This is a genomic window from Stenotrophomonas sp. Sm6012, from assembly GCF_030985895.1.
In the GTDB taxonomy this organism is placed as follows: Bacteria; Pseudomonadota; Gammaproteobacteria; order Xanthomonadales; family Xanthomonadaceae; genus Stenotrophomonas; species Stenotrophomonas forensis.
Genome location: NZ_JAPTFX010000041.1, coordinates 10431 through 33425 on the forward strand (window position 1 = coordinate 10431; position 22995 = coordinate 33425).

Sequence of the window (22995 nt, forward strand, 5' to 3'; positions counted from 1 at the left end):
ATTTGACCTCAACCGGAGTTGAGGTCGCAGACTGCTGCGCAATCCCGGTCATCCATACGAGGCCTGGGGCGCCTAGCGCAGGTAGTACTCCACCGGTACCACCAGTTCCTGCGGCGCCTTCATTTCAGCAGGAATGGGCGGCAGTGGCTGCGCGCGGCGGAAGGTCTGCAGCGCGGCGTCATCCAGCATCGGCTGGCCACTGGACTGCTCCAGCCGCAGCGCCAGCAGCCGCCCCTCACGGTCGATGCTGGCCCTGACCCAGGCCGTGCCCTGCTGGCGTCGTGAGCGCGCGGCGGCAGGGTAGTAGCGGTAACGCTCCAGCCGCGCCATCAGGCGGGCTTCCCACTGGTCGCTGGCGGCGCCGGCCTGGAAGTCCGCAGGGGGTGCGTCTGGAGCGGGCGGCGCGGCCGTGATCGATGCCGGTGCGGGACTTGCATCGGTCGCGGCCGCAGGCGGGGCGATCGGCAGCGGCTGCCGGCCACGGCCACCGGTCTCGCTGGCCGCCAGCTCACCCTCGCGTGCTGCGGTGGGGGTGGGCGGTGGGGGCGATTTCGTCGGCTGCGATGCACGTGCCTGCTGTGCCTGGCTGGGCGTGTCGGCCTGGCGTTCCTCGATCGGTTGCGGTGGCGTGGCCGGTGCCAGCAGGCGCAGGCTGATGCGTACGTCCTGTTCCGGTGGTGGCAGTGCGGGCGGCGTGGCCACCCAGTGCACCAGCAGCAGCAAGGGCAGCAGGTGCAGGCCGATGCTGATAACAACGGCCTGCCAGTGGTGGCCACGCTCAGTCATCGCCCAGCACCCACAGCAGGTCGGCATCGGTGGCATCGACCTGTTCGCCTGGAGACGCCAGCACGATCACCAGCGCCGGGGTACCCGGTGGCAGATGGCCCGGCACGCCGGTACCGCGCAGTACATGCCAGCGCCCGGCGACCAGCAGCGCCGGGGCCGGCGCATCGGTCAGTACCTGTGCCATGCGGCGATCGCGGGCGTACTGTACGGCCAGCATCCCGTCCAGCATCGGTGCCGCATCGGCATGCTGCGCCAGCACCACCGCCGACAACCGTTGCCGAGCCGCAGCAACCGGAAATGCTACCGGTTCTGTAGAGGCCAGCAGGCGGTTGACCTCGGCGCGCGACAGGTTGCCGCCGACCAGCGCAATGCCCGCAGCCGTGGCGTCCTGTACCAGCCGGCCGTAGGCGGACCACGGCCAGCGCGCGTCCCAGTCCAGCAGTTCCTGCAGGCGTGGGCCCTCGGCCTGGTTGCCCTTGGCCAGCCAGCGCTGTACCCGCTGCAACCGCGGTTGGCGTTCGCTGGCGATCATCTCCATCACCAGCGCCCCCTGGGGGCGCTGCTTGTGCAGTGCCTGCAGCAACCAACGTTGGGCGGCATGGTCGCCCGCAAGGTCATGACGCTCGCCCAGCAGCAGTCGCTGCGCGCCGGCCGCACGGTGGATGAACATGGACTCGTCCAGCGGCTGGCCGCTGGCCAGGTCGATCACTTTGCCGGGCATCGGCTGTGCGCTGGCCAGGGAGGTCAGCGCAAGCAGGCACAGCGGCAGCCAACGGCGGCTAGAACGCCACATTGACGCCCATCGAGACGGTGCGGCCACGGCCGTTGCCGCGGTCAAGGATCGGGCTGAAGATGCTGTCGATCGAGGCATTGTTGTCATAGGCCTTGTTCTGCAGGTTTTCGATGTTCAGCCACAGCGTGGTGTTGGGCTGCGGCTTGAAGCTGGCGTAGAAGTCCAGCAGCACGCCGGTGCCGCCGGTCTTGCGGGTCTGGAAGAAGTCGTAGCCTTCCTCGGTGGGACCGGAGTACTCGGTGCGCAGGCCGGCCTGCACGCGCTGCTGCCACCAGCGGCCGCCCACATCCAGCGTCCAGTAGCGGTCGGGCAGGGCGGTGATGTCTTCCAGATTGACGAATTCGATGGCCGGCGCGCTGGTCTGCGAGCGGGTCCAGCTGAGGGTGGCGTGGTAATGCTCGCTGGCGTAGTGCGCCTCCAGCTCGATGCCGCGCATGCGCACGATGCCCTGGTGGTTCATCCAGCGCGTGGTGGTACTGAAATCGTCGGCATCCAGCACATCGGTCCAGGCATTGAGCTGCGGATCGCTGTCGATCGGCACCACGAACGGCGCCACTTCCGGCGGATGCACGATCAGCAGGTACTGCGGCTTGATGTAGTCGCGGATGCGGTTGTCGAAGCGGGTGATGCGCAGCTGGGCCAGGTCGCCGTCGACCAGCAGCGAGTCGGTGCTGAGGTTGGCGCCGAACTGCAGGTTGCGCGAGCGCTCGCGGCGCAGGAACGGATTGGCGCCTACGCCGTCGGCATCGCTCATGCCCTCCAGCGGAATCTTCTCGAAGAACATTTCCTGCACACGCGGCGGCCGCGAAGTGCGCGAGGCTTCGGCGAACAGCTGCAGCCAGTCGGTGGCCTGCAGAGAGACCGCCAGGCTGGGGCTGAGCGCACGCTCGGTGCGGCGCACATCGATGTCGCCGCCGTTGATCTCCGCGCACTGGCCCGGCACATCGGAGCAGGCGGGGATATGGCCACGGATGCCATAGCGGTCCTGGCGCAGGCCGGCGGTCAGTGCATAGATGTCGTACTGCAGTTCCAGCGTGCTGAACACGCTGTCGAGCTGGCTGCGCCCCTGCGGGTTGGCGCCGCGCAGGGTAGGCGTGTCGGCCACGAAGATGTCCGACTGGTGCTTGATGCCGGTGTTCCAGCGAGCCTGCAGCGCGCCGATGTCGAAGCGGCTGGTGTTGTCGAGGGTCCAGCTGTTCAGGCTGCTGTGGGTACGGCGGCCGATGTAGCTGGAGTCCTCCACCGGTGGGTAGAACAGCCGGGTCTTGTTGCTGGCGAAGGTCGCACGCAGGTCGACCCACGGGGAGTAGGGCGTGTAGTGGTAGCTGGCGCGCTGGTTGCGTGCGGAAATCTGCCACGGGTAGTTGTGGTAGAAGTCGTTTTCGTAACGCATGTGGCTCAGGTCGAGCCGATGCTGGTCGCTGGGCTGCAGGCGCGCCTTCAGCAGCCAGCTGCTGGGCTGCTGGCTGCCGGGGTCGGCCTTGTTGGTCTGCCCGCGTGCCGTCGCGTATTCGCCGCTGCGGCTGCTGCTGGCGGCCGCGAGCAGGCCGAACTGGCGGTCGCCACCGTCTTCGCTGTGGCGCCATGCGCCGGCAAAGATGCGGCCGCTGCCATAGCCGTTGTTGCCATGGCGGTAGCCTGCCCGCAGGCCCCAGTCTCGGCCTTCGCCGAGCAGATCGTCGATGTCCAGGGTGCGGAAGTTGGCGCTGCCCGCCAGCGTACCGGCGCCATCGCCACCGGCGACCGCGCCGCGCTGCACGTCCACGCCGGCCAGCAGGAACGGATCGACGTAGGCGAACGGGCCACCCGATCCATGGCCGGCGTTGTTGCGGAAGGTCTGGGTGACACCGTCGATCATGGTGTTGACCCGGCCGGCGCCGGTCATGCCGCGGATGTTGACCTGCAGGCCGGGCTGGCTGCGCGAATGGAAGCTGTGGGTTCCGGGCATCGAGCGCAGCAGGCTGTTGCCATCCTGGCGCTCGGCCATCGCCACCCGCTCACTGCCTACAGCGGGAGCGAAGCCATCGCGGGTGGCGGGCACGTACTGGCTGGCACCGTTGCCTGGTGCCTGGCCATGCGCGGTGTCGCCCTGCACGCGCAGCGGCCCGGTACGGCGGCTGCCATCGCTGCGATCAGCGGGCGCCGGCTCCAGGGTGGCACGACGTGCATCGATGAAACGTGGGCGCAGGCCACTGCCGGCCAGCAGGCGCGACAGGGCCTGCGCATCGTCGAAGTCGCCGCGCAGCGCCGGTGTGGCGTGGCCGGCGGGAAGCGCCGCGGCAACGACCAGATCGATGCCGGTCAGGCGGCTGTACGCATCCAGCGCGGCAGGCAGCGGTTGGGCGGGCAGGTCATAGCTGCGGGTGGCGGCCTGCGCGAGGGCGCTGGTAGGCAGCAGCGGAGCGGTGCTGGCGCAGGCGCGCGCCGACAATCCAGGTGTGCCCGCCATGCCAGCGATCCAGGCCCTGGGTCACTTCGGCGAGCGGAGCGGACACCCAGTGCAGACGACGCTCGCGCCAGGCGAGGCCGCCGCTGTCTGCCGGCTGGGCGGCAGGCGGTGACTGTCCGTTGAAGCGTACCTGTTGCCCCTCGGCCGCCTGCACGGTCCCGCCGCCGTCCTCTACCCGGACGCGATGTTCGGTGACCGTGACCCTGCTGCTGTTGCCCTGCACGACGAGGTCGAAGGCAGTACCCAGCGCAGTGACCGTGCCATGCGGCGTATGCACCTGGAACGGCCGACGGGCGTCGGCGGCGACCTTGAACCAGGCCTGGCCGCGTTGCAGTTGCAACTGGCGATGTTGCCCATCAACGCGCACATGCACTTCGCTGCCCGGCGACAGCAGGACATGCGAACCGTCCGGCAGCGCTTCGTCGCGGATTTCGCCAGCGGCGGTGCGCAGCACCTGCGCGGCCGGCGTCGCGGCAGGGCGGCTGTAAAGGCCAAGCGCGCACAGCAGCAGCACCGCAATACCGGCTTCACCCAGGTGGCGGCGGCGCCGGCGTTGCTGCTGGCGCTGCAGGCTGGGGGTGTTCGCCCCGGCCTGCCACAGCTGCTGCAGATGCTGGTACTGCAGGGCATGGCGCGGATCGGCCTGGCACCACTGGTTGAACGCGCTCTCATCGCGGTCGCCGTCCTGCCCGTCCAGCCACCAGCGGGCGGCTTCGCGTGCGATGGTGTCCTGGCTCATGCGCCCGGCACCTGCTGCAGGGCGACCAGGGCGCGCAGCAGATGGCCGTGCGCGGTCTGCCGGCTGATGCCGAGCTGGCGCCCGATCTCGGCCAGGGCCATCTGCTCGACACGGGCGAGCAGGAATACCTGGCGCGAGCGCGGTGGCAGCGCGGCGATGATCGCATCGAGATGACGCAGCTGTTCGGCGTCGAGCAGGCGCTGGTCCGGCAGCGGTGCGGGATCGGCGATGGCATGCAGCTGGATGTCGTCCAGCGCCTCTTCGCGCCGGCGCTGGCGCTGCCGGTAGTGGTCGGCGATCAGGTTGTGGGCAACGCGATACAGATAGGCGCGGCCATTGTTCAGCAGGCCGCTGGCGGCGACTTTGACGATACGCAGCCAGGTTTCCTGGACGACGTCATCGGCATCGCAGCGTTGCGGGAGTTTGCGGCGGACATGGGCGTGCAGCGGCCGGTAATGGGCCGCGCACAGCTGCGCGACATCCGTCGGTTCGACAGGCGTGGACACGGGGGCGGGCGACAACTGGGAAAGGGAACAGCCCGCGGCGGCAAGGGCAGCGGCTGCACCTTACAGCAAAAGAGAATCATTTGCATCCATGGGTGGCCATCAGCCAGTGATGGACCCGCCAGCCGTTGGCCGGCATGCCCCCAAACGGGTCAGAGGTCGCGGTACTGGATCTGCGCGGCGAGCACGCGCAGGCCGTCAGCGTTGCTGGACAGGATGCGCTCCTCGCCGATACCTTTCTGCCGTTTCAACAGGAAGCCCTGTTCGCTGGGCAGCTGTGCGGCGATGGCGTCCAGGCGCTGCAGGGCGTCGGGCCCGCTGCAGTCGAAGTGGCCCCAGTAGGCGCCGTTGCGATAGACCTGCAACCGGTAATTCATCGTGGCATCTCCGGCAGGTCCTGCAGCCAGTGGTCGAACATCGCGGTGGCGGCGGCTGCCAGCGGCGCACCATAGCGGCGCGCCTGCGCGCGCAGGTCGTTCGGGTCGATGCCGGCCTGGGCCAGTTCCAGGGTGTGGCCGATCAGCCAGCGTTCGAACTGGCGCGCGTCCAGCTCCGGATGGCATTGCAGGCCCAGCGCGTGGTGGCCGATGGCAAATGCCTGGTGGCGGCAGGCGGGCGTGCTGGCCAGGCGGCGTGCGCCGGGCGGGAGTTCGAAGCCTTCACCGTGCCAATGCAGTACCGGAATGCCCTGCAGGGCCTGCAGGGGCGAGCGCTGGCCGTCATCGGTGAGCAGCAGTGGCGCGAAACCGATCTCCTTGCCGCCACTGGCAACGACGCTGGCGCCGAGCGCACGCGCCATCAGCTGCGCACCGAGGCAGATGCCCAGGGTTGGCCGCTGCTGCAGCAGGCGACGCTGCAGCAGGGCAATGCTGTCGGTGACGAAGGGATAGGTTTCTGTGTCATTGGCACTGATCGGGCCACCCAGCACGACCAGCAGGTCGGCCGCTTCGGCATCGTCGAGCGGGTCGACACCGGCCTGCAGCACCTGCAGCTGCCAGCCCTGCGTCAGCAGCAGCGGTTTCAGGGTGCCGAGGTCTTCGAAGGCAACGTGTTGCAGGACCACCGCGTGCTTCATGCCGGTGCTCCGCTGTTGGGCCAGTAGAAACTGTCCGGGGTGGCGCGGGCGCCGAAGATGGCCTGTCCGACGCGGACCACGGTGGCGCCTTCCTCGATGGCGACTTCGAAGTCACCGGACATGCCCATCGACAGCTGCGACAGGTCGAGGCCGGCGGGCGCGGAGTGCTGCAGCTGGTCGCGCAGTTCGCGCAGGCGCACGAAGCAGGCGCGCACGCGCTCGACCTCCGGGGTGAACACGGCCAGGGTCATCAGGCCGCGCACGCGCAGGCGATCAAACGCCGGCAGCTGCTGCACGAAGCCCTCCACCGCGCCGGGCTCGAGTCCGTACTTGCTGGGCTCGGCCGAGGTATTGACCTGCACGAACACCTCCAGCGTGCGATCTTCCACTTGCAGGCGCTGCTGCAGCGCCTCGGCCACGCGCAGGCTGTCCAGCGCCTGGAACTCGCTGGCGAAGCGCGCCACGTAGCGCGCCTTGTTGGTCTGCAGGTGGCCGATCACCGACCAGTGCACGCCCAGGTCGGCCATGGCCTCGGCCTTGCGTTGTGCCTCCTGGACCTTGTTCTCGCCCAGTTCGTGGCAGCCAGCGGCCACGGCCATGCGGATGCGGGCGTCATCGACGGTCTTGCTGACCGGCAGCAGGCGCACGCTTGCCGGATCACGGCCAGTGCGGGCGCAGGCGTCGGCGATGCGCTGGCGCACCGTGGCCAGGTTGGCGGCGATCTGTTCAACAGACTGGGCCATGGGCCAGTCGGCGGCGGCAAGGGGCATGCGGGCACCTCCAATGCGGGATGGCCAGTGTGGGATACACTGGCACAGGACAAGATTTATTTTGGCATAGGACAAAATGAAAATCACCGGGCATAGCGCCGAGTCGATCTTCGACAACATTCGCGACGGCATCGGCAAGGGCCGCCTGCCGGCCGGCAGCGTGCTGCCGCCGGTGCGTGAGTTGGCCGAGCAGCTGGGGGTGAACCGCAACACCGTGGCCGCCGCCTACAAGCGGCTGGACGCGGCGGGCCTGGCCAGCACTGCCGGCCGTCGCGGCACGGTGGTGCGCGGCTTGCCGCCGGCAATGGCACGCGAAGGCAGCGCGCCGGGAGTGGCCCTGCATGACCTGGCCAGTGGCAACCCGGACCCGCGCCTGCTGCCGAACCTGCGGCTGGCTCCGGCGGCGCCACGGTTGTATGGGGTGGGCACGGTCGACCCGCGGTTGCAGGCGCTGGCACGGGCCTCGCTGGATGCGGATTGCCCCGAGGGGTATGCGCTGGAGCTGACCCATGGTGCGGTCGATGGCATCGAGCGCCTGTTGGCGGCCTGGCTGCTGCCGGGTGATCGCATCGCGGTGGAAGATCCATGTTTCCTCGGCAGCCTCAACGTACTCAACGCGATAGGCCATGCGCCGTTGCCGGTGGCGGTGGATGCGCATGGCATGCAGGTCGGATCGCTGCGTGCCGCGCTGGAGGCCGGCGCGCGCGCGGTGCTGCTGACCCCGCGTGCGCACAATCCCACCGGGGCCAGCCTGGATGCGAAGCGCGCACGGGCGCTGCGGCAGCTGCTTGCCCACTATCCGCAGGTGGCAGTGCTGATCGACGATCACTATGCGCTGCTCTCGCAGCAGGTCTATCACTCGGTACTACCGCTTGATGGCCGGCGCTGGGCGCTGTTGCGCTCGCTGTCCAAGCCGCTCGGCCCCGACCTGCGGCTGGCCTGGTTGGGCTGTGACGAGGAAACCGCGGCGCGGTTGCGGCTGCGGTTGGCATCGGGTACGGGCTGGGTCAGCCACCTTCTGCAGGATGCGGCGACATCGGTGCTGGGCTCGGCGTCGCAGCGGGCGAAGATCGCGTCGGCAGGCGAGCGTTACCAACAGCGCCTGCAGTCGCTGCAGGAACTGCTGCGTGCACGTGGCGTGGCGACGCCGCAGCCGATGGAAGGGCTGAACCTGTGGCTGCCATTGCCGGCCGACAGCCATCCGCAGGTGCTGGCGCTGGCCGCGCGTGGCTGGCATGTGCGCCCGGGCGAAGTGTTCGCGGTGGCGGCGCCCGGGCATGGCCTGCGCATCACCTGCGCGGCGCTGGGGCCGGTGCAGCAGCGGCAGCTGGCCGACGATCTGGCGGCGGTGTTTGGACTGTAGAGTCGAGCTTGCTCGACTGCTCGTGCCAACAACAGTCGAGCAAGCTCGACTCTACAAAGGTGAAGCAAAGTCGAGCATGGCTCGACGCCACAAAAGCAGATCAGGGCGCGGCGTTGGCGCCCGGGCGCACGTAGTAGGACTGGCCGCTGTCATCGACGAACATCAGTTCCGGCTTGCCCTGCCAGGAGGTGAGCATGGCGCCGGTATTGTTCTGGTGCTTGACCATCAGGCTGGCGCCGCGGTCCGGGTTGGCCACCACCTTGAACACTTCAGTGGTGCCGGTGGCATCGTCCAGGGTCAGCAGGGCCTCGCCGCCGCGGTCGCTGGTGCCATAGCCACCGCGTTCGGAGCCGTCCGGGCCGAGCAGGATCAGGCCTGACAGGGCGGTCGCACGCGGCCCCTGGGTGCGGCCCTGGCTGAGAGGATCGGGAACCGGTGCGCCGAGGATCACCCGTGGCTGTCCGCTTTCATCGTGGATGACCAGCCCGCGTGCTTCGATGATGCGCTGTGGCGATTGGCTGCGGTGCAGGCTCCAGGCGGTCCAGCCGGACACCAGCAGGGCGAGGGTGGCGACCACCAGCGTGGTCAGCAGCAGTGCACGGGGCATCGTGTCGTCCTTCCTTGGATGTGCCGACGATAGCGGATGCGGACCGGCAATGGCCAGTTCGTTGTGTGACGCTGTGTATCGTCAGTGGAAATCGCGGCTGTGGCTGCGCAGCCCCTGCAGCAGCTCATCCAGGCAGTGCATGCGCTGCACGATGACATGCTGCACGCCATCGACGCGTTCCAGGCGGCCGTCGATCTGCATCAGCTGGGTATCAACCAGCACCCGGTGCTGGCGATCAGCGAGGTGGCGCCAGACCACCGCGTTGACCATGCCGGTTTCGTCCTCAAGGGTGAGGAAGGTCACGCCACTGGCGGTCTGCGGACGCTGGCGCATGCGTACCAGACCGGCGATGCGCACGCGGCGACCATGGCCGTGACCGGCCAGTTGTGCAGCATCCAGGCAACCACGGCTGCGCAGCTGTGCGCGCAGGAACGAGATCGGGTGGCGGCCAAGGGTGGTGCCGGTGCTGCGGTAGTCGGCCTGCATGTCTTCCCAGGCGCTGGGCAGCGGCAACGGCACGCGGGCCTCGGCGGTGGCGCGGGCCTGGTCGAACAGCGGCAGCCGGTTTTCCACGCCGGAGATGTCCCAGCGCGCACGATGGCGATGGCCGCTGAGCCCACGCAACGCGCCGGCATCGGCCAGCAGGCCCTGTTGGCGACGGTCCAGCGCGGTGCGCTGGCACAGGTCGCCCACATCGTCGAAGGGGCGCCGCGCACGTTCTCGCATGATGGCCTGCACGGCGGGTTCGTTGCAGCCATCGACCAGGCGCAGGCCGAGCCGGATCGCGGCCGGCCCCTGGCTGAAATCCAGCGTGCAGTCCCAGTCGCTGTGGCGCACGTCCACCGGCAGCACGCGGATGCCATGCCGGCGCGCGTCCTGCAGCAGCTGGTCGGGGCTGTAGAAGCCCAGTGGCTGGCTGTTGATCAGGCTGGCGGTGAACGCGGCCGGGTGGTGGCACTTCAACCAGCAACTGTTATAGGTCAACAGGGCGAAGCTGGCGGCATGGCTTTCCGGAAAGCCGTAGTCGCCGAAGCCCTTGATCTGCTCGAACAGGTGCTCGCCGTACTCGCGGCTGAAGCCGTTCTTCAACATCCCGGCCAGCAGCTTCTCTCGATGCGGTTCCAGTCCACCGCGGCGCTTCCAGGCGGCCATCGAACGGCGCAGGGCATCGGCCTGGCCAGGCGTGTAGCCGGCGGCTTCCACCGCCAACTGCATCACCTGTTCCTGGAACAGTGGCACGCCGAGGGTGCGGGCGAACACGCGTTCCAGCCGCGCTGGATAGAGCGGATTGTCCGGATCGTTCAACGCGTCCGGACCCTGTTCGCGCAGGATCCTTCGCCGTTCCAGGTAGGGATGCACCATGTCGCCCTGGATCGGACCGGGGCGCACGATCGCCACCTCGATCACCAGATCATAGAACTCGCGTGGCTGCAGGCGTGGCAGCATCGCCATCTGCGCGCGCGACTCGATCTGGAATACACCGATGGTGTCGGCGGCGCAGATCATGTCGTAGGTCTTCGTATCCTTGGGAGGGATCGCATCCATGCGCCCTGCATGCAGGCCATGCTGCTGCAGCATCGCCAGGCACTTTCGGATGGCGGTGAGCATGCCCAGTGCCAGGCAGTCGACCTTCATCAGGCCGGTGGCATCCAGGTCATCCTTGTCCCACTGGATGACGGTGCGGTCGGCCATCGCTGCGTTCTCGACCGGCACCAGGGTCGACAGCGGATGCTCGGAAATAACGAAGCCGCCCGGGTGCTGCGACAGATGGCGTGGGAAGTCGATCAGCTCGGCGGTCAATGACAGCAGCCGGCGCATCAGCGGGGTGTCGGGATCGAAACCGCGCTCGCGCAGGGTCTCGGGCAGCGGCACGTGGCCGCCCCAGTGATCCATCGCCGCCCCCAGTTCGTTGACCTGGTCCATCGGCAGGCCGAGCGCACGGGCCACATCGCGGATCGCGCTGCGGCCACGGTAACTGATCGCCACCGCAGTCAAGGCAGCACGTTCACGCCCATAGCGCTTGAACACGTACTGCAGCACTTCTTCGCGGCGCTCGTGCTCGAAGTCGATGTCGATATCCGGTGGTTCGTCGCGTTCGGCGGAGATGAAACGCTCGAACAACAGATTGCTGCGTGCCGGATCGATTTCGGTCACGCCCAGCACGAAGCACACCGCCGAGTTGGCCGCCGAGCCACGGCCCTGGCAGAGGATGTCCTGGCTGCGCGCGAAGCGCACGATGTCCTGCACGGTGAGGAAGTAGGAGGCGTAGTTCTTCTGCCGGATCAATGCCAGTTCGTGTTCGATCTGCGCGCGTTGTGCCGGTTCGATGCCGTTCTTCCAACGCCACGGAATGCCACGCTCGACCAGCACGCGCAGCCAGCTGTCCGGGTCGTGGCCCTCCGGTACCAGTTCGCGCGGGTAGGTGTACTGCAGCTGCTCCAGGGTGAAGTGGCAGCGTTCGGCGATGCGCAGGGTCTCGGCCAGCAGTTCGGGCGGGTACAACTGGGCCAGTGCGGTGCGCGGGCGCAGATGACGCTCGCCGTTGGGGAACAGGCGCCAGCCAGCCTCAGCCACGCTGCAGCGGTGGCGGATCGCGGTCAGCGTGTCCTGCAGGGCGCGGCGGCGGCGTACGTGCATGTGCACATCACCACTGGCGACCAGCGGCAGGCGATGGCGCTCGCCGAAGGCCTGCAGCTGCTGCAGGCGATGCGCGTCGTCATGCTCGTGGTGCAGCTCCACCGCCAGCCACAGGCGATCATTGAAGCCGGTGCGCAGCAGCTCTAGATCGGTGGCGGCCGGCTGCCGGTCCAGCCACAGGCAGAGCAGCCCGTCGGGCAGGTCGAGCAGGTCGTCGCGCAGGCAGCGGTATTCGCCCTTGGCCGCGCGTCGCCGGCAGGTGGTGATCAACTGGCACAGCCCGGCATAGGCGGCCTGGTCGGTGCACAGCAGGGCCAGCTTCGGCCCGTCCTCGACCTGGAATTCGGCGCCGACGATCAGTGCCACGCCATGCGTCTTCGCCGCCTGCCAGGCGCGCACGATGCCGGCCAGCGAGCACTCGTCGGTGATCGCCAGCGCCCGGTAGCCCTGGCCGGCGGCGCGCGCGAACAGTTCTTCGGCAATCGAGGCGCCGCGCTGGAAACTGAACGCCGACAGGCAGTGCAGTTCGGCGTAGCCGGGCAGTTCACTGTGCATGAGGGCTCAGCCGAACCAGCCGTGCAGCATCCACGGTGCATGTGGGTCGTTGCGTGTGCGGAAGGCCCAGCCACGCTGGCCATGTGCGGTTTCCACCACGTAGTAATCACGGCGTGTATCGGCCTGGTCCCACCAGCCCGATTCGATCCGCTCCGGCCCGGCGACGATGTGCAGGCGTGGATCACGCAGCGGTTGCGGCGTATCCAGCAGCCAGCCCGGGCGTAGCGGCCAGTACGACGGCGGTTTGACCGCCGGCTGGGTGCCGCTGGCGCGTTCGGGGCGATGGTCGGCCTGCACCGCCAGCGGCTGCACGGCATCATCGCCCAAGCGCGCACGCAGGCGCTCGCGCAGCTGGGTCCAGGGCATCGCCTGCGCCGGCCGGGTATCGAACAGGTCGCGCGCGGCGGGTACGAAGGGCGGCAGCTGCTCGGCCTGCAGGCGCAGTGCGCGGCTGCCGGCGGGCAGGGCGAAGGCTTCCATGCGGTTGCGCGCGATTTCGAACAGCAGCGCAGGATCACGCTCCGGCGCCAGCAGGCCGATGGTCAGCACGCTGGGTGGCAGCAGGTCGTGCTCGAAATGCAGGTCGAAGCGCTGCACGCCACCATCGCGCGAGCACAGGAAGGCGGCCAGGTCCAGCAGCAGGCGACGCAGCGGGAACAGCAGGGCCTGGCTGGATTCGATCTCGTATTCGAATTCGATGCGCGCATCGAAACGGTCGGGAGGCTGGTAGTAGCGCAGTGGCGCGGTGGGCAGGCCGCGAAGCGCGTCCAGCTGCTGCAGCACGTCGGGGGCGAAGCGCCGGGCCAGGCTGTCGCGCGGCAGTGCGAGCACCGCACCCAGCGTACGCAGGCCGGAGCGTCCCAGCACGGTCACTGCTTCGCTGGGCAGCCCGCAGCGCGGCAACGGCAGCTGTGCGAGTACCGCCGGCAGCTGCTGCGCATCGAGGCCGAGGCCATCGTGCACGTTGGCCAGCACGCGCGCGGCATGCGGCGTGGGCGCGGCCACCAGGCGATGGCGGAAACCCAGTTCGTGCAGTTCACCGCGCAGGCGTTTCTCGATGGTCAGCCAGTCACCGAACAGGGCACGGCTGGCGCCGATCTCCAGCACCAGCGCATGCGGGAAATCGAGGCTGACCTGCGAACTGTAGGCATAGGCCCAGCTGGCCAGCAGCTGCCGGGTGTGCTGTTCGGCGTTCGGGTCGTAGTCGTGCAGGTGCATGTCCTGCACCAGCACCTGCGCGGCCGACAGCAGCATGCCCGGGCGCAGCCCGGCTGCCCGTGCGGCCGGGCTGACCGCGCGCAGCACGCGACGCTGCGCCGGCCCCTGCAGCAGCACCAGCGGCCGCTGCGGATCCGGTTGCAGGCGCAGCACGCTGTCCAGCGCCAACTGCGGCAACAACAGGCAGGCCCAGTTCACGGCGCGGCCTCAGTGGCTGATGGCCAGGGGCAACGGCTGCGCCGGCGGCAGGCCGCCACGGCATTTCAGTACCCGCACCTGGCCGTGGTCGAGCTGCAGGCGCAGGCTGGCCGGGGAGGGGTTGCGCGCTGCCTGCGCCTCGCGGAACACGAAGCCCAGGCACTGGCCGCTGTCGGCGGCGACCTGCAGCCGGCGCAGGGCACGGTCGTCGGCCTGCTGTGGCCAGCACAGCACCGCGGCGCAGGCGGCCGAGCGCAGGCACTGCTCGGCCGCCCACAGCGCCTGCTTTGGCGCGGCGTGGATGATCTGCAGCTGGGCCAGGTCCAGCCCGGCCGCCGCCCAGGCCGGTGCATGCGGGCGGTAGGGGGGCGCGACCAGCACGATCGGGCGTCCGCGCTGGCTCAACTTCGCCAGCGCCGGCCAGACCAGCGCCAGCTCGCCCACGCCGGGTGCTGCCTGCAGCACCTCGCACAGCCCGCTGGCCGGCCAGCCACCGCCGGGCAGGCGTGCATCCAGTGCCGGGTGGCCGCTGGCCAGGTGGTCGCTGGCGGGCCCTTGGCGGGCCGGGCCGCGCCACAGCTGGCGGCCATCCAGCAGCCGGTCGAGGGCGACGACGGCGCCCATCAGCCGGTCCTCCAGGGGAGGCGCCGGGCGGGCTGGGGGCGAGAGGAATGGACGGAAACGGCGGGCATGAAGCGAGTATCGACAGGCCGGTATCAGGGGCTGAGACCAGACATGCTACTCGCGTTGTAAGTAGAATTACTAATGAAATTGGAAGGTCGGGTTTCAGGTTGCTGAAGGGGTATAGGAGTGCCGACCAAGGTCGGCACCCACTCGGCATGGGACGGAATGCCGACCAGGGCCGGCACCCACAGGCCCCGGTTACGGGCGGACCGGCAACGCCACCGGGCGCAGCGGCGCGGCATCGCCACCGCGGATCTTCAACGGGCCGCCGATGAAGGCGAACTCGTAGACCTTGTCACGGGCCAGTTCGTCCAGCGCCACCAGCTCGATGATCGGCGCGCCCTGCTGGGCCAGCAGGTAGGTGTGCAGCGGCACGTAGTCATCGGACACTTCCGAAGGGAAGGTCTCGAAGCTGAGGTTGTCGGCGCCGACGATCATCGCGCCGCTGTCTTCGACCAGGAAGCGCGCGGCGTCCAGGCCCATGCCCGGCGGGTTGGCCATGTACGCCCTGGGCTGCTCGAACAGGCGCATGCGGCCGGTGCGGATCAGCACGATGTCACCCTGCTGCAGCTTCACCTGCTGGCGTGCCAGCGCATCCTTCAGGTCCTGGCGGGTGACGCGGTAGCTGTCCGGCAGCATGTCCACGCCCTTGGCACCGGCTACGTCAATCAGTACGCCACGCGCGATCAGCGGCGGGAATTTCTCGATGCCGGTAACCTTCCAGCCACGATCGCCGAGGTGCTTGTCGGCCTCGAAGCCGTTCCAGATCTTTCCGTGGATACCGAAGTGGTTCAGCGCATCGATGTGGGTGCCGGTGTGGCTGTACATCGAGAACGCGGTGCCGGTGTAGCTGCGGGTGAGGTTCATGGTCTCGCCCACGCCCATCGGGTCGTCCATCACCGTGCCGCGCGGGGTGTGGGTCATCCAGAACTGGTAGTGCGGGTCGCCGGCGTCCTGCCAGCTGGGCATGCCCACGTAGTACTCGGTGGCCAGGTCATAGGCCTTGCCGCCACTGACCCGCGACAGGATCGCTGCGCGCGAGGCCTCGGTGATCAGGTTGAGGCGGCCGATCTCGTCCTTCGGCCCCCAGGGGCTGGTGCCGACCTGCTGGCCGGAAGGAACGCGTTCGTGCGCGGACACGGTGGTGGAAGCAGCGGTGCCGGCCAGCAGCAGGGCCAGTGCGGTGGCCAGGGTACGTGGGGTCATGGGGAGTCTCCTTGCAGGGGGGAATGGTGCGGCTCAGGCCGCGACCAGCGGCGCCAGGGCCTGGCGCAGGTGCGGCAGCGGCAGGGTCTGCAGGCGCAGGCCGTTGCCGCCGATCACGGTGGGAATGGAGCGGATGCCGAGCGCAGCGGCTTCGGCGCGGTCGGCCTGCACGCGCTGGCGTACTGCGTCGCTGCGCATGTGGTCAGCGAAGGCACCGCGCGGGTGGCCGAGCGCTTCGGCGATGTCCAGCAGCACTTCGGCATCGCCGATGTTGCGGTGCTGGTGCAGGTGCGCCCACTGCACGGCATCGAACATCACGCCGTGGGCCTCATTGCCGCCGAGCATGCCGGCGGCCTGGCAGGCCAACGCGCCCAGCCAGCCGGAGGGATATTCGAAGTCCTGTGCACGCATGCCTTCGATATCGATGCGCGCGCTGTCTTCATGCGCAGCGCAATCGGTCCAGTGGCGCAGGATGATCGCCTTGGCGCGCTCCATCGAGCCGAACACCTCGACCATCTGCGCGCGCGAGTCCTGCAGCACGAAGCTGCGGTGGCGCACCTGGATGCCGAGTTCGGCCGAGACCTGCTGCAGGCGCGGGGCCAGTACGAAGCACCAGCCGCAGACCACGTCGTGGAAGAAATCGACCACCGGCGCAGCAGCGGTGGGGGAAGAAACGGAAGACATCGGCCTGCCATCGGTGAGAGGGGAGGCGGCAGAGTAGGCAGTGCGGCGTGGCTGAAACAGCACGCCGCGGGCAGCTCAGTTTTCGCTGGTGGTTACGAATCCAGGCCGGCGCAGGCGGGCAGCTCGGCGTGCAGGAAATCGATGAAGGCACGCACCTTGGGCTGCAGGTGGCGCGAGGTGGGGTAGACCGCATGCACGAAGCGCGGTGGATAGCGGTGGTCGGGCAGCACCTGCTGCAGTTCGCCGCGGGCCAGTGACGGCGCCGCCAGGAACGAGGGCAGGGCGCCGATGCCCATCCCGGCCACCAGCAGATCACGCAGCATCAGGCTGTTGTTGACGGTGACGCGTGCCGGCAGGGTGATCGTCACCTGGCCATCGGGGCCGAGCAGCGGCCAGCTGCCGGGTGAGTCGGACAGGCTGTAGGCCAGCACGCTGTGCGCCTGCAGATCGTCCACCGCCTGCGGTACCGGATGCTGCTGCAGGTAGGACGGGGCCGCGCACAGCACCTGCTGCAGCGAAGCCAGCCGGCGTGCCACCAATCGCGAGTCGTCCAGCTCGGCGCGCAGCCGCAGCGACACATCGAAGCCTTCGCCGACCGCATCGAGCAGGCGGTCTTCCATCACCAGGTCCAGCGACAGCTGCGGATGCTGCTGCAGGAAGCGCGGCAGCAGCGGCGACAGCGTGCTCAGCGCGAACGACTGTGGCGCATTGACGCGCAGCCGCCCGGCCACTTCGCCACGCTGTTCGGCGATGCCACGTTCCAGCGCGTCCAGCTCGTCGAGCAGGCGGCAGCACTCACGGTAATAGGCATGGCCGGTTTCGGTCAGGCTCATGCGGCGCGTGGTCCGCTGCAGCAGCACCACGCCCAGGTGGGTTTCCAGCATGCGCAGCTGCTTGCTCAGCCCGGCCGGCGACATGCCCAGGTCTTCGGCGGCACGGGCCAGCCCGCCGCGTTCGACGATGCGGCGGAAGGCACGCATCAGGTTGAAGGAGTCCATGCCGGTCCCGGGCGCGATGAGGGTGCCATTGTAGATCCACGCCATGCGTGGATGCTGGAATGACGGTGCCGACCAGGGCGGGCATCCAGCAGGCGCGTGACGGGTTGCGCCGTTTGTTCAAGCCGGCAACCGTCGCATCGCGCCAGCATGCAGGCCCCTCACGTTTCGGGTTGCCCATGAAGCACTGGATCCTCCGCCTGTATGCCCCGTTGTTCCTGCTCGGGTTCGTTGCCGCCGCCATCGCCTGGGTCGGCCACCTGCACGGTGATCCGCTGTGGCTGCTGGCCTTGCTGGTGGTCGCCATCGCGGTCTCGTTCGCCGCCGAACGTGCCTGGCCCTACGACCCTGTGTTCAACCACGACCAGGGCGACAGCCTGCGTGACACCCTGCATGCGCTGGTCAACGAAAGCCTGAACCTGCTGTCGATCGCCGCGGTGCCGCTGCTGGCGGCACTCATTCCGTGGCAGCTGTGGCCGGTGCAGTGGCCCTTCGCGCTGCAGGTGCTGCTGGCCATCATCTGCGCCGATCTCGGCATCACCCTGGTGCACTACGCCAGCCATCGCATCGGCTGGCTGTGGCGGCTGCATGCGGTGCACCACAGCGTCACCCGCATGTACGGCTTCAACGGCCTGATGAAACACCCACTGCACCAGGCGGCCGAAGCAGTGGGCGGTGTGTTGCCGCTGCTGGTGCTGGGCCTGCCGATGCCGGTGGCGGCGGTGCTGGCGTTCGCCATTGCCATCCAGCTGCTGTTGCAGCATTCCAACGTGGACATGCGCCCCGGTGTGCTGGGCCGGGTGATGGCGTGGGCACCGCTGCACCGTTTCCACCACATGCGCTACGGCACCGCCGGCGACGTCAACTTCGGCCTGTTCCTGACCGTCTGGGATCACCTGCTGGGAACCGCCTTCGATGCGCAGGGCTATCGGCTGCGGCAACGCGATCTCGGCATCGGCAGCCAGCCGGACTATCCGCGCGATTATCCCGGGCAGCTGCTGGCACCGTTCCGTGAGCTGCCACATGGCGAGGTACCGGAGCTGCCCGAAGGATTGCGCAGGCGCGGATGATCCCGCATGTCAGGTCGCGCGCAGCTGCAGGCCCTGCAACTGCACGGCACCGATGCCGAACATGCGATGCAGGTTGCGTGACAGATGGGCCAGGTCGGCAAACCCGGCCGCGTGCGCGCTGTCGGTCAGGCTGTGCCCGCGCAGATGATGCGCGAGCGCACTGCGCAGCCGTTGCCACAGTACCCAGCCACGCAAGGTCACCGACAGGTCTGACTGGAAGCGCCGATGCAGCTGGCTGGTCGACAGATGCGCCGCTTCGGCGATATCGGCGGCCGGCACCGGGCCAGGCAGGTAGTGGGTGATGCGGGCCAGTGCCGCCTGCACGCGTCGATCCAGCGGCTGCGGACGGCTCAGTCGTGGCAGCCAGTCCTGCAGTGCCACCGCGTTGCCAGGCAGGGCGTGCAGATACCGCTGGATCTGTGTGGGATCGGCATGTGCCGGCTCAAGAAATACCGTGCAACCGTCCTGTGGTGCCGACAGGATGGCATGCGACTGGAAGGAAGGCAGCCATAGGCGTTGACCCTGCTGCTGCACGCCATCGACCTCGACCTGCCACGCTGCACCATCGCTCAGCAGCAGTTGATGGGCGTAGTGCGCATGCGCAGCGCTGCCACCGGCATGGCCCTGCAGCACGGCCACGTGGGCATCCAGCAGCAGCGTGCCATTCCAGGGCAGGGCGGGAGAGGACATGGAGGAATTGTAGATCCACGCCATGCGTGGATGAATCTCCATCGAAATCGAATATTTCGAATTGAAATCGAAAAGCATCCACGCTTGGCGTGGATCCACGTGTCGACCAAGGTCGACACCCACCCACCGCAGCGGGAATCTGTCGGAGGTGGGGCGGTGTGGGGCTGCAGGACCGTTGGCGCCATGGATGGCGCCATCGAGCCCCCAGGGATGGGTTTACGGCGTCCCCCGCCAACGGACCCACCCCGCCTGCCTGCAGAAATCCAGCTTTTGCTGTAGCTCTGGCTGTTGACGTTGATGTTGCCTCGGCGGGTGCCGGGCGCAGCCCGGCCGTGCGTACCCTCAGCGCCCGTGCGGGTCGGGCCGGTGATGCACGTACTCGACCACCGTGCCATCGGGATGCACTGCATTGAACGCCGCACCGGTCGGCACCACCTGCAGGGGGAAGATGATTTCGGCCCCCGCCGCGACCAGCCGGTCGTGATAAGGCCGCACGTCATCGACCAGCAGTGTCCCGGTGGTCGAAGTGAAGGGGGCCAGCGCTTCCTCGCACCCTTCGATCAGCAGGAAGGCTCCGACCATCGCCAGGCGCAGGCCGGCATCGGGGAACGGGAAGCCCGCATCGGCCACGACGCCCTGCAACTGCTCGTAGAAAGCCACGCTCTGCTCCAGCTGGCCCGGGGCCACGAACACCCGGATCAACACGCGTGGGCTGCGTTGGCTCGAGGTATCACAGCGGTCGCGCCAGAGATGATCGAAGTCGCGGTGTATGTTCATGGGCGGGGTTCAGGGCCGGTGACGCCCCATTATCGGCAGCCCCGTGCGGCCTGCTGATGACTGCCGGTGATGGCCTGATAACCGGCGGCCAGGTTGCCCCTGTGACTTAGGTCCTGTTGACAGGTGTGAACGCCCTCGCACAATCTTCACATGATTGGGCCGCCCAGCGCGGCCCGGACAGGCAGGTTGTCACGCCGGGAGGAGGGTCCCGCGCGCAGACCGGCTCGTCCTTCGGCCTGCGGGACGTTGCCTGGCAACCCCTGCGCGGCATGAACGCTGCACCCTTCGGCGGCACCTTCCCTGGACCGATTGCCTTGGCAACGGAATTACGCCTGCCGATGAAAACGTTTACAAAGCCGCTTGCCCTCTCCCTCGCCCTGTCTGCTGCGCTCGCCGCCCCGGCCTGGGCCGACCCTGCGGCGTTCACCGTGTTGACCCTGGAACAGGCGCCCGGCGCCGAAGCAATGCCGGCCCTGGCTGCGCAGCTGAAGAGCCTGAAGGTGGACGCGGTGAGCGTGCGCCAGGTGCAGCGCGGCATCGGCCAGGTCGATCCGCTGCAGGTGCTGGCCGACGGCCTGGGCTATGAGTACCGCTTCATTGCCGCAGGCAAGGACGATGGCCAGACCCAGCGCGGCCAGGCCGTGCTGACCCGGCTGCCGATCGCCGCTGAGTCCGGCCCCGACCAGCCGGGGCTGAACTACCTGCGCCTGGACGATGGCCGCCACACCGTCGCGGTCTATACCGATGCCGGTGCAGGCGCGGCACAGCTGCCGGCGCTGGTCACGCGCTCGCGGCTGGGTGCGCCGGCGGTGCTGCTCGGTGCCGTGGCTGGCGAATCGGCCACGGCGGCCGGCTTCGATCCGGCGCGTGTCGCACTGGAAGCAGACGCCAGCTACTTCAGCGATGGCTTCCAGGCTGCCAGCAGTGCGCCGTTCAAGGTGGAAGGCAGCAGCCTGCGTGCCACGCTGCTGACCCTGGCCTATGCCGCCGACACGCATGGCGACACGCCGTGGATGGACACCACCCTCAACGCCGACGCCCGCGCTGCGCTGCTGCTGAAGGCGATGACCGAGGATGAGAAGTTCCAGATGCTGCACAGCTACTTCGGGCTGGGCAAGGACGGTGGCCCGCTGCCGGAAGGCGCGGTCGGTTCGGCCGGCTTCGTCCCGGCGGTGCCGCGCTTGGGCATTCCCTCGCAGCAGTCGGCCGATGCCGGCGTCGGCGTGACCAATCCGGGTGGCATCCGTCCGGGCGACTTCGCCACCGCGATGCCGTCGGGCCCGTCCACTGCATCCAGCTGGAACCGCGAAGTGGCCTTTGCCGGCGGCGCGACCATGGGCCGCGAGGCCTGGCAGCAGCGCTTCAACATCCTGCTGTCGGGCAGCGTCAACCTGCAGCGCGACCCGCGCAACGGCCGCAATTTCGAGTACGCCGGTGAAGATCCGCTGCTGGCCGGTTCGATGGTCGGTGCGCTGATCCAGGGCGTGCAGAGCCAACACGTGATCTCCTCGATGAAGCACTTCGCGCTGAACGACATGGAGACCCGCCGCAACTTCCACGACGTGCGCATCGGCGAGCAGGCCATGCACGAGTCGGACCTGCTCGCCTTCGAGATCGCGCTGGAGGCAGGCCGCCCGGGCGTGGCGATGTGCTCGTACAACAAGATCAATGGCACCTACGGCTGCGAGAACGGCTACCTGATGAACCAGGTGCTGAAGCAGGAATGGAAGTTCCCCGGTTTCGTGATGTCCGACTGGGGTGGCGTGCACAGTGGCTCGAAGGCGGCGCTGGCCGGCCTGGACCAGCAGTCGGCCGGTGAAGTGTTTGATGCGGCGGTGTTCTTTGATGAACCGCTACGCTTGGCCGTGCACGGTGGTGTGGTGTCGCAGGCGCGCCTGAACGACATGGTGGCGCGCATCCTGCGCACGATGTTCCTGCACGGCAATTTCGACAACCCGCCGCAGCACCAGAAGGTGGATGCCGAGGCTGGCTTCGCCGTTGCCCAGCGCACGGTGGAAGAGGGCAGCGTGCTGCTGCGCAATGAAGGCAACCTGCTGCCGCTGGCCGACAGCGTGAAGCGCATCGTCATCATCGGTGGCCATGCCGACAAGGGCGTGATCGGTGGCGGTGGTTCGTCGATGGTGGGCGTGACCGCCAAGGGCACCAATGCGGTGCCGGGCGTGATGCCGACCACCTGGCCGGGCCCGGTGATCTTCCACCCGTCCTCGCCGCTGGAATCGCTGCGTGCTGCACGTCCGGATGCGACCATCGAGTATGTGGACGGCAGCAATGCCGCCGCTGCAGCCAAGGCAGCCGCGCAGGCCGACGTCGCCATCGTGTTCGCCACCCAGTGGGCGGCAGAATCGGTGGACCTGCCGGACATGCAGCTGCCGGACAACCAGGACGCCCTGATCTCGGCCGTGGCCAAGGCCAACCCGAAGACCGTGCTGGTGCTGGAAACCAACGGCCCGGTGCGCACGCCGTGGCTGGCGCAGGTGCCGGCGATGCTGCAGGCGTGGTATCCGGGCATCCGCGGTGGCGAAGGCATTGCCGCGCTGCTGACCGGCCAGGTCAATCCGTCCGGACGCCTGCCGGTGACCTGGGTGGTGGACGAATCGCAGTTGCCGCGCCCGCATATCGACGGCCTCGGCTTCAAGCCGGCCAAGCCGTTCGGTGATGTGTTCGATTTCGATATCGAAGGTGCCAACGTAGGCTACAAGTGGATGGCGGCCAAGGGCCTGATCCCGACCTTCGCCTTCGGTCACGGCTTGTCCTACACCTCCTTCGCCTATGAAAACCTGAAGGTGAGCGTGGAAGGCTCGCGCCTGGTCGCCAGCGTCGACATCCGCAACACCGGCAAGCGCGCCGGTGCCGACGTCGCCCAGCTGTACCTGAAGCTGCCGGCCGGCAGCACCACGCCGATCCGCCTGATCGGCTATGACAAGGTGAACCTGCAGCCGGGCGAACAGCGCCGCATCCGCATCGAGGCCGAGCCGAAGACCCTGGCCCATTACGATGCACAGGCGCGCCAGTGGAAGATCGACGGCGGCACCTACCAGGTGCAGCTGTCGCGCAACGCCGCCGAGCCGTTGCAGAGCGTGGACGTACAGCTGGTTGAGCAGGTGCTGCGCTGATGCCTGAGGACACGGCCCGGCAACGGGCCGTGTCTGAAAAAGGGGACGGAGGGAATCCAAGT

At 68.4% G+C, this 22995-nt stretch carries 20 protein-coding genes; 3 read left to right on the forward strand and 17 right to left on the reverse strand.

Annotated elements, in window-relative coordinates:
* Window positions 1–72: 72 nt before the first annotated feature.
* The 8 genes from O0J73_RS09725 to O0J73_RS09760 all read right to left on the reverse strand — a co-directional run bounded on the left by O0J73_RS09725 (window position 73) and on the right by O0J73_RS09760 (window position 7115).
* Window positions 73–786, reverse strand: coding sequence for an energy transducer TonB (locus tag O0J73_RS09725; protein ID WP_308308587.1), 714 nt, complete (start codon window positions 784–786; stop codon window positions 73–75).
* The gene (locus O0J73_RS09730; protein ID WP_308308588.1) at window positions 779–1579 is read right to left on the reverse strand and encodes a ChaN family lipoprotein; all 801 of its coding nucleotides are present in this window, start codon (window positions 1577–1579) and stop codon (window positions 779–781) included. The genes O0J73_RS09725 and O0J73_RS09730 overlap by 8 nt, the downstream gene beginning before the upstream one ends.
* Complete coding sequence (locus O0J73_RS09735) at window positions 1566–4028, reverse strand: TonB-dependent receptor (protein ID WP_308308589.1); 2463 nt, start codon at window positions 4026–4028, stop codon at window positions 1566–1568. Before O0J73_RS09735 ends, O0J73_RS09730 begins: the two co-directional genes overlap by 14 nt.
* The gene (locus O0J73_RS09740) at window positions 3931–4767 is read right to left on the reverse strand and encodes a FecR domain-containing protein (protein WP_308308590.1); all 837 of its coding nucleotides are present in this window, start codon (window positions 4765–4767) and stop codon (window positions 3931–3933) included. Before O0J73_RS09740 ends, O0J73_RS09735 begins: the two co-directional genes overlap by 98 nt.
* Window positions 4764–5273, reverse strand: a complete 510-nt coding sequence (locus O0J73_RS09745; protein ID WP_006461400.1) for a sigma-70 family RNA polymerase sigma factor — start codon at window positions 5271–5273, stop codon at window positions 4764–4766. The genes O0J73_RS09740 and O0J73_RS09745 overlap by 4 nt, the downstream gene beginning before the upstream one ends.
* Window positions 5274–5422: 149 nt before the next feature.
* Window positions 5423–5647: a hypothetical protein gene (locus O0J73_RS09750; RefSeq protein WP_006461396.1), complete on the reverse strand. Its 225-nt coding sequence runs from the start codon at window positions 5645–5647 to the stop codon at window positions 5423–5425.
* The gene (locus O0J73_RS09755; RefSeq protein ID WP_006461394.1) at window positions 5644–6345 is read right to left on the reverse strand and encodes a glutamine amidotransferase; all 702 of its coding nucleotides are present in this window, start codon (window positions 6343–6345) and stop codon (window positions 5644–5646) included. Before O0J73_RS09755 ends, O0J73_RS09750 begins: the two co-directional genes overlap by 4 nt.
* Window positions 6342–7115, reverse strand: a complete 774-nt coding sequence (locus tag O0J73_RS09760; protein WP_308308591.1) for a YggS family pyridoxal phosphate-dependent enzyme — start codon at window positions 7113–7115, stop codon at window positions 6342–6344. The genes O0J73_RS09755 and O0J73_RS09760 overlap by 4 nt, the downstream gene beginning before the upstream one ends.
* A 76-nt stretch (window positions 7116–7191) precedes the next feature.
* On the opposite strand from O0J73_RS09760, the gene ptsJ reads away from it, so the two are divergent.
* Window positions 7192–8478: a transcriptional regulator PtsJ gene (gene ptsJ / locus O0J73_RS09765; RefSeq protein WP_197564087.1), complete on the forward strand. Its 1287-nt coding sequence runs from the start codon at window positions 7192–7194 to the stop codon at window positions 8476–8478.
* Between the two features lie 100 nt (window positions 8479–8578).
* Here the strand turns inward: ptsJ and O0J73_RS09770 are convergent, their stop codons facing one another.
* The 7 genes from O0J73_RS09770 to O0J73_RS09800 form a co-directional block, all read right to left on the reverse strand.
* Entirely contained in the window at window positions 8579–9085 is a 507-nt protein-coding gene (locus tag O0J73_RS09770) for a hypothetical protein (protein WP_006461333.1), read from the reverse strand.
* An 81-nt stretch (window positions 9086–9166) separates the two neighbouring features.
* Window positions 9167–12277, reverse strand: a complete 3111-nt coding sequence (locus tag O0J73_RS09775; protein ID WP_308308592.1) for an error-prone DNA polymerase — start codon at window positions 12275–12277, stop codon at window positions 9167–9169.
* 6 nt (window positions 12278–12283) lie between these two features.
* Window positions 12284–13693 (reverse strand): DNA polymerase Y family protein, encoded by a 1410-nt coding sequence (locus tag O0J73_RS09780; RefSeq protein ID WP_308308593.1) that lies wholly within the window; start codon window positions 13691–13693, stop codon window positions 12284–12286.
* 9 nt (window positions 13694–13702) lie between these two features.
* Entirely contained in the window at window positions 13703–14317 is a 615-nt protein-coding gene (gene imuA / locus O0J73_RS09785) for a translesion DNA synthesis-associated protein ImuA (protein WP_008265413.1), read from the reverse strand.
* Between the two features lie 258 nt (window positions 14318–14575).
* Window positions 14576–15583, reverse strand: coding sequence for a cyclase family protein (locus tag O0J73_RS09790; RefSeq protein ID WP_133934961.1), 1008 nt, complete (start codon window positions 15581–15583; stop codon window positions 14576–14578).
* A gap of 33 nt (window positions 15584–15616) precedes the next feature.
* A complete protein-coding gene (locus O0J73_RS09795) occupies window positions 15617–16267 on the reverse strand; it encodes a DsbA family protein (RefSeq protein ID WP_006452002.1) in 651 nt (216 codons plus the stop codon).
* A gap of 92 nt (window positions 16268–16359) precedes the next feature.
* Window positions 16360–17310, reverse strand: a complete 951-nt coding sequence (locus O0J73_RS09800) for a LysR family transcriptional regulator (RefSeq protein WP_308308594.1) — start codon at window positions 17308–17310, stop codon at window positions 16360–16362.
* 131 nt (window positions 17311–17441) lie between these two features.
* Between O0J73_RS09800 and O0J73_RS09805 the strand changes: the two genes are divergently transcribed.
* Window positions 17442–18332 carry a sterol desaturase family protein gene (locus tag O0J73_RS09805; RefSeq protein ID WP_308308595.1) on the forward strand — a complete coding sequence of 297 codons (891 nt, stop codon included), beginning with the start codon at window positions 17442–17444 and terminating at the stop codon, window positions 18330–18332.
* Window positions 18333–18341: 9 nt separating this feature from the next.
* Here O0J73_RS09805 and O0J73_RS09810 read toward each other — a convergent pair whose 3' ends face one another.
* The gene (locus O0J73_RS09810) at window positions 18342–19046 is read right to left on the reverse strand and encodes a helix-turn-helix domain-containing protein (protein ID WP_308308596.1); all 705 of its coding nucleotides are present in this window, start codon (window positions 19044–19046) and stop codon (window positions 18342–18344) included.
* Window positions 19047–19364: 318 nt separating this feature from the next.
* On the reverse strand, window positions 19365–19799 hold the full coding sequence (locus tag O0J73_RS09815; protein ID WP_040007487.1) for a glyoxalase/bleomycin resistance/dioxygenase family protein: 435 nt from the start codon (window positions 19797–19799) through the stop codon (window positions 19365–19367).
* A gap of 338 nt (window positions 19800–20137) precedes the next feature.
* Between O0J73_RS09815 and O0J73_RS09820 the strand changes: the two genes are divergently transcribed.
* Complete coding sequence (locus tag O0J73_RS09820; protein WP_308308597.1) at window positions 20138–22933, forward strand: glycoside hydrolase family 3 C-terminal domain-containing protein; 2796 nt, start codon at window positions 20138–20140, stop codon at window positions 22931–22933.
* Window positions 22934–22995 lie beyond the last annotated feature (62 nt).

What these genes read in the sequence shown, in the direction of transcription:
- O0J73_RS09725 (WP_308308587.1), bottom strand. Translation starts at nt 786, where the DNA reads ATGACTGAGCGTGGCCACCACTGGCAGGCCGTTGTTATCAGCATCGGC.
- O0J73_RS09730 (WP_308308588.1), bottom strand. Translation starts at nt 1,579, where the DNA reads ATGTGGCGTTCTAGCCGCCGTTGGCTGCCGCTGTGCCTGCTTGCGCTG.
- O0J73_RS09735 (WP_308308589.1), bottom strand. Translation starts at nt 4,028, where the DNA reads ATGGCGGGCACACCTGGATTGTCGGCGCGCGCCTGCGCCAGCACCGCT.
- O0J73_RS09740 (WP_308308590.1), bottom strand. Translation starts at nt 4,767, where the DNA reads ATGAGCCAGGACACCATCGCACGCGAAGCCGCCCGCTGGTGGCTGGAC.
- O0J73_RS09750 (WP_006461396.1), bottom strand. Translation starts at nt 5,647, where the DNA reads ATGAATTACCGGTTGCAGGTCTATCGCAACGGCGCCTACTGGGGCCAC.
- O0J73_RS09755 (WP_006461394.1), bottom strand. Translation starts at nt 6,345, where the DNA reads ATGAAGCACGCGGTGGTCCTGCAACACGTTGCCTTCGAAGACCTCGGC.
- O0J73_RS09760 (WP_308308591.1), bottom strand. Translation starts at nt 7,115, where the DNA reads ATGCCCCTTGCCGCCGCCGACTGGCCCATGGCCCAGTCTGTTGAACAG.
- ptsJ (WP_197564087.1), top strand. Translation starts at nt 7,192, where the DNA reads ATGAAAATCACCGGGCATAGCGCCGAGTCGATCTTCGACAACATTCGC.
- O0J73_RS09770 (WP_006461333.1), bottom strand. Translation starts at nt 9,085, where the DNA reads ATGCCCCGTGCACTGCTGCTGACCACGCTGGTGGTCGCCACCCTCGCC.
- O0J73_RS09775 (WP_308308592.1), bottom strand. Translation starts at nt 12,277, where the DNA reads ATGCACAGTGAACTGCCCGGCTACGCCGAACTGCACTGCCTGTCGGCG.
- imuA (WP_008265413.1), bottom strand. Translation starts at nt 14,317, where the DNA reads ATGGGCGCCGTCGTCGCCCTCGACCGGCTGCTGGATGGCCGCCAGCTG.
- O0J73_RS09790 (WP_133934961.1), bottom strand. Translation starts at nt 15,583, where the DNA reads ATGACCCCACGTACCCTGGCCACCGCACTGGCCCTGCTGCTGGCCGGC.
- O0J73_RS09795 (WP_006452002.1), bottom strand. Translation starts at nt 16,267, where the DNA reads ATGTCTTCCGTTTCTTCCCCCACCGCTGCTGCGCCGGTGGTCGATTTC.
- O0J73_RS09800 (WP_308308594.1), bottom strand. Translation starts at nt 17,310, where the DNA reads ATGGCGTGGATCTACAATGGCACCCTCATCGCGCCCGGGACCGGCATG.
- O0J73_RS09805 (WP_308308595.1), top strand. Translation starts at nt 17,442, where the DNA reads ATGAAGCACTGGATCCTCCGCCTGTATGCCCCGTTGTTCCTGCTCGGG.
- O0J73_RS09810 (WP_308308596.1), bottom strand. Translation starts at nt 19,046, where the DNA reads ATGGCGTGGATCTACAATTCCTCCATGTCCTCTCCCGCCCTGCCCTGG.
- O0J73_RS09815 (WP_040007487.1), bottom strand. Translation starts at nt 19,799, where the DNA reads ATGAACATACACCGCGACTTCGATCATCTCTGGCGCGACCGCTGTGAT.
- O0J73_RS09820 (WP_308308597.1), top strand. Translation starts at nt 20,138, where the DNA reads ATGAAAACGTTTACAAAGCCGCTTGCCCTCTCCCTCGCCCTGTCTGCT.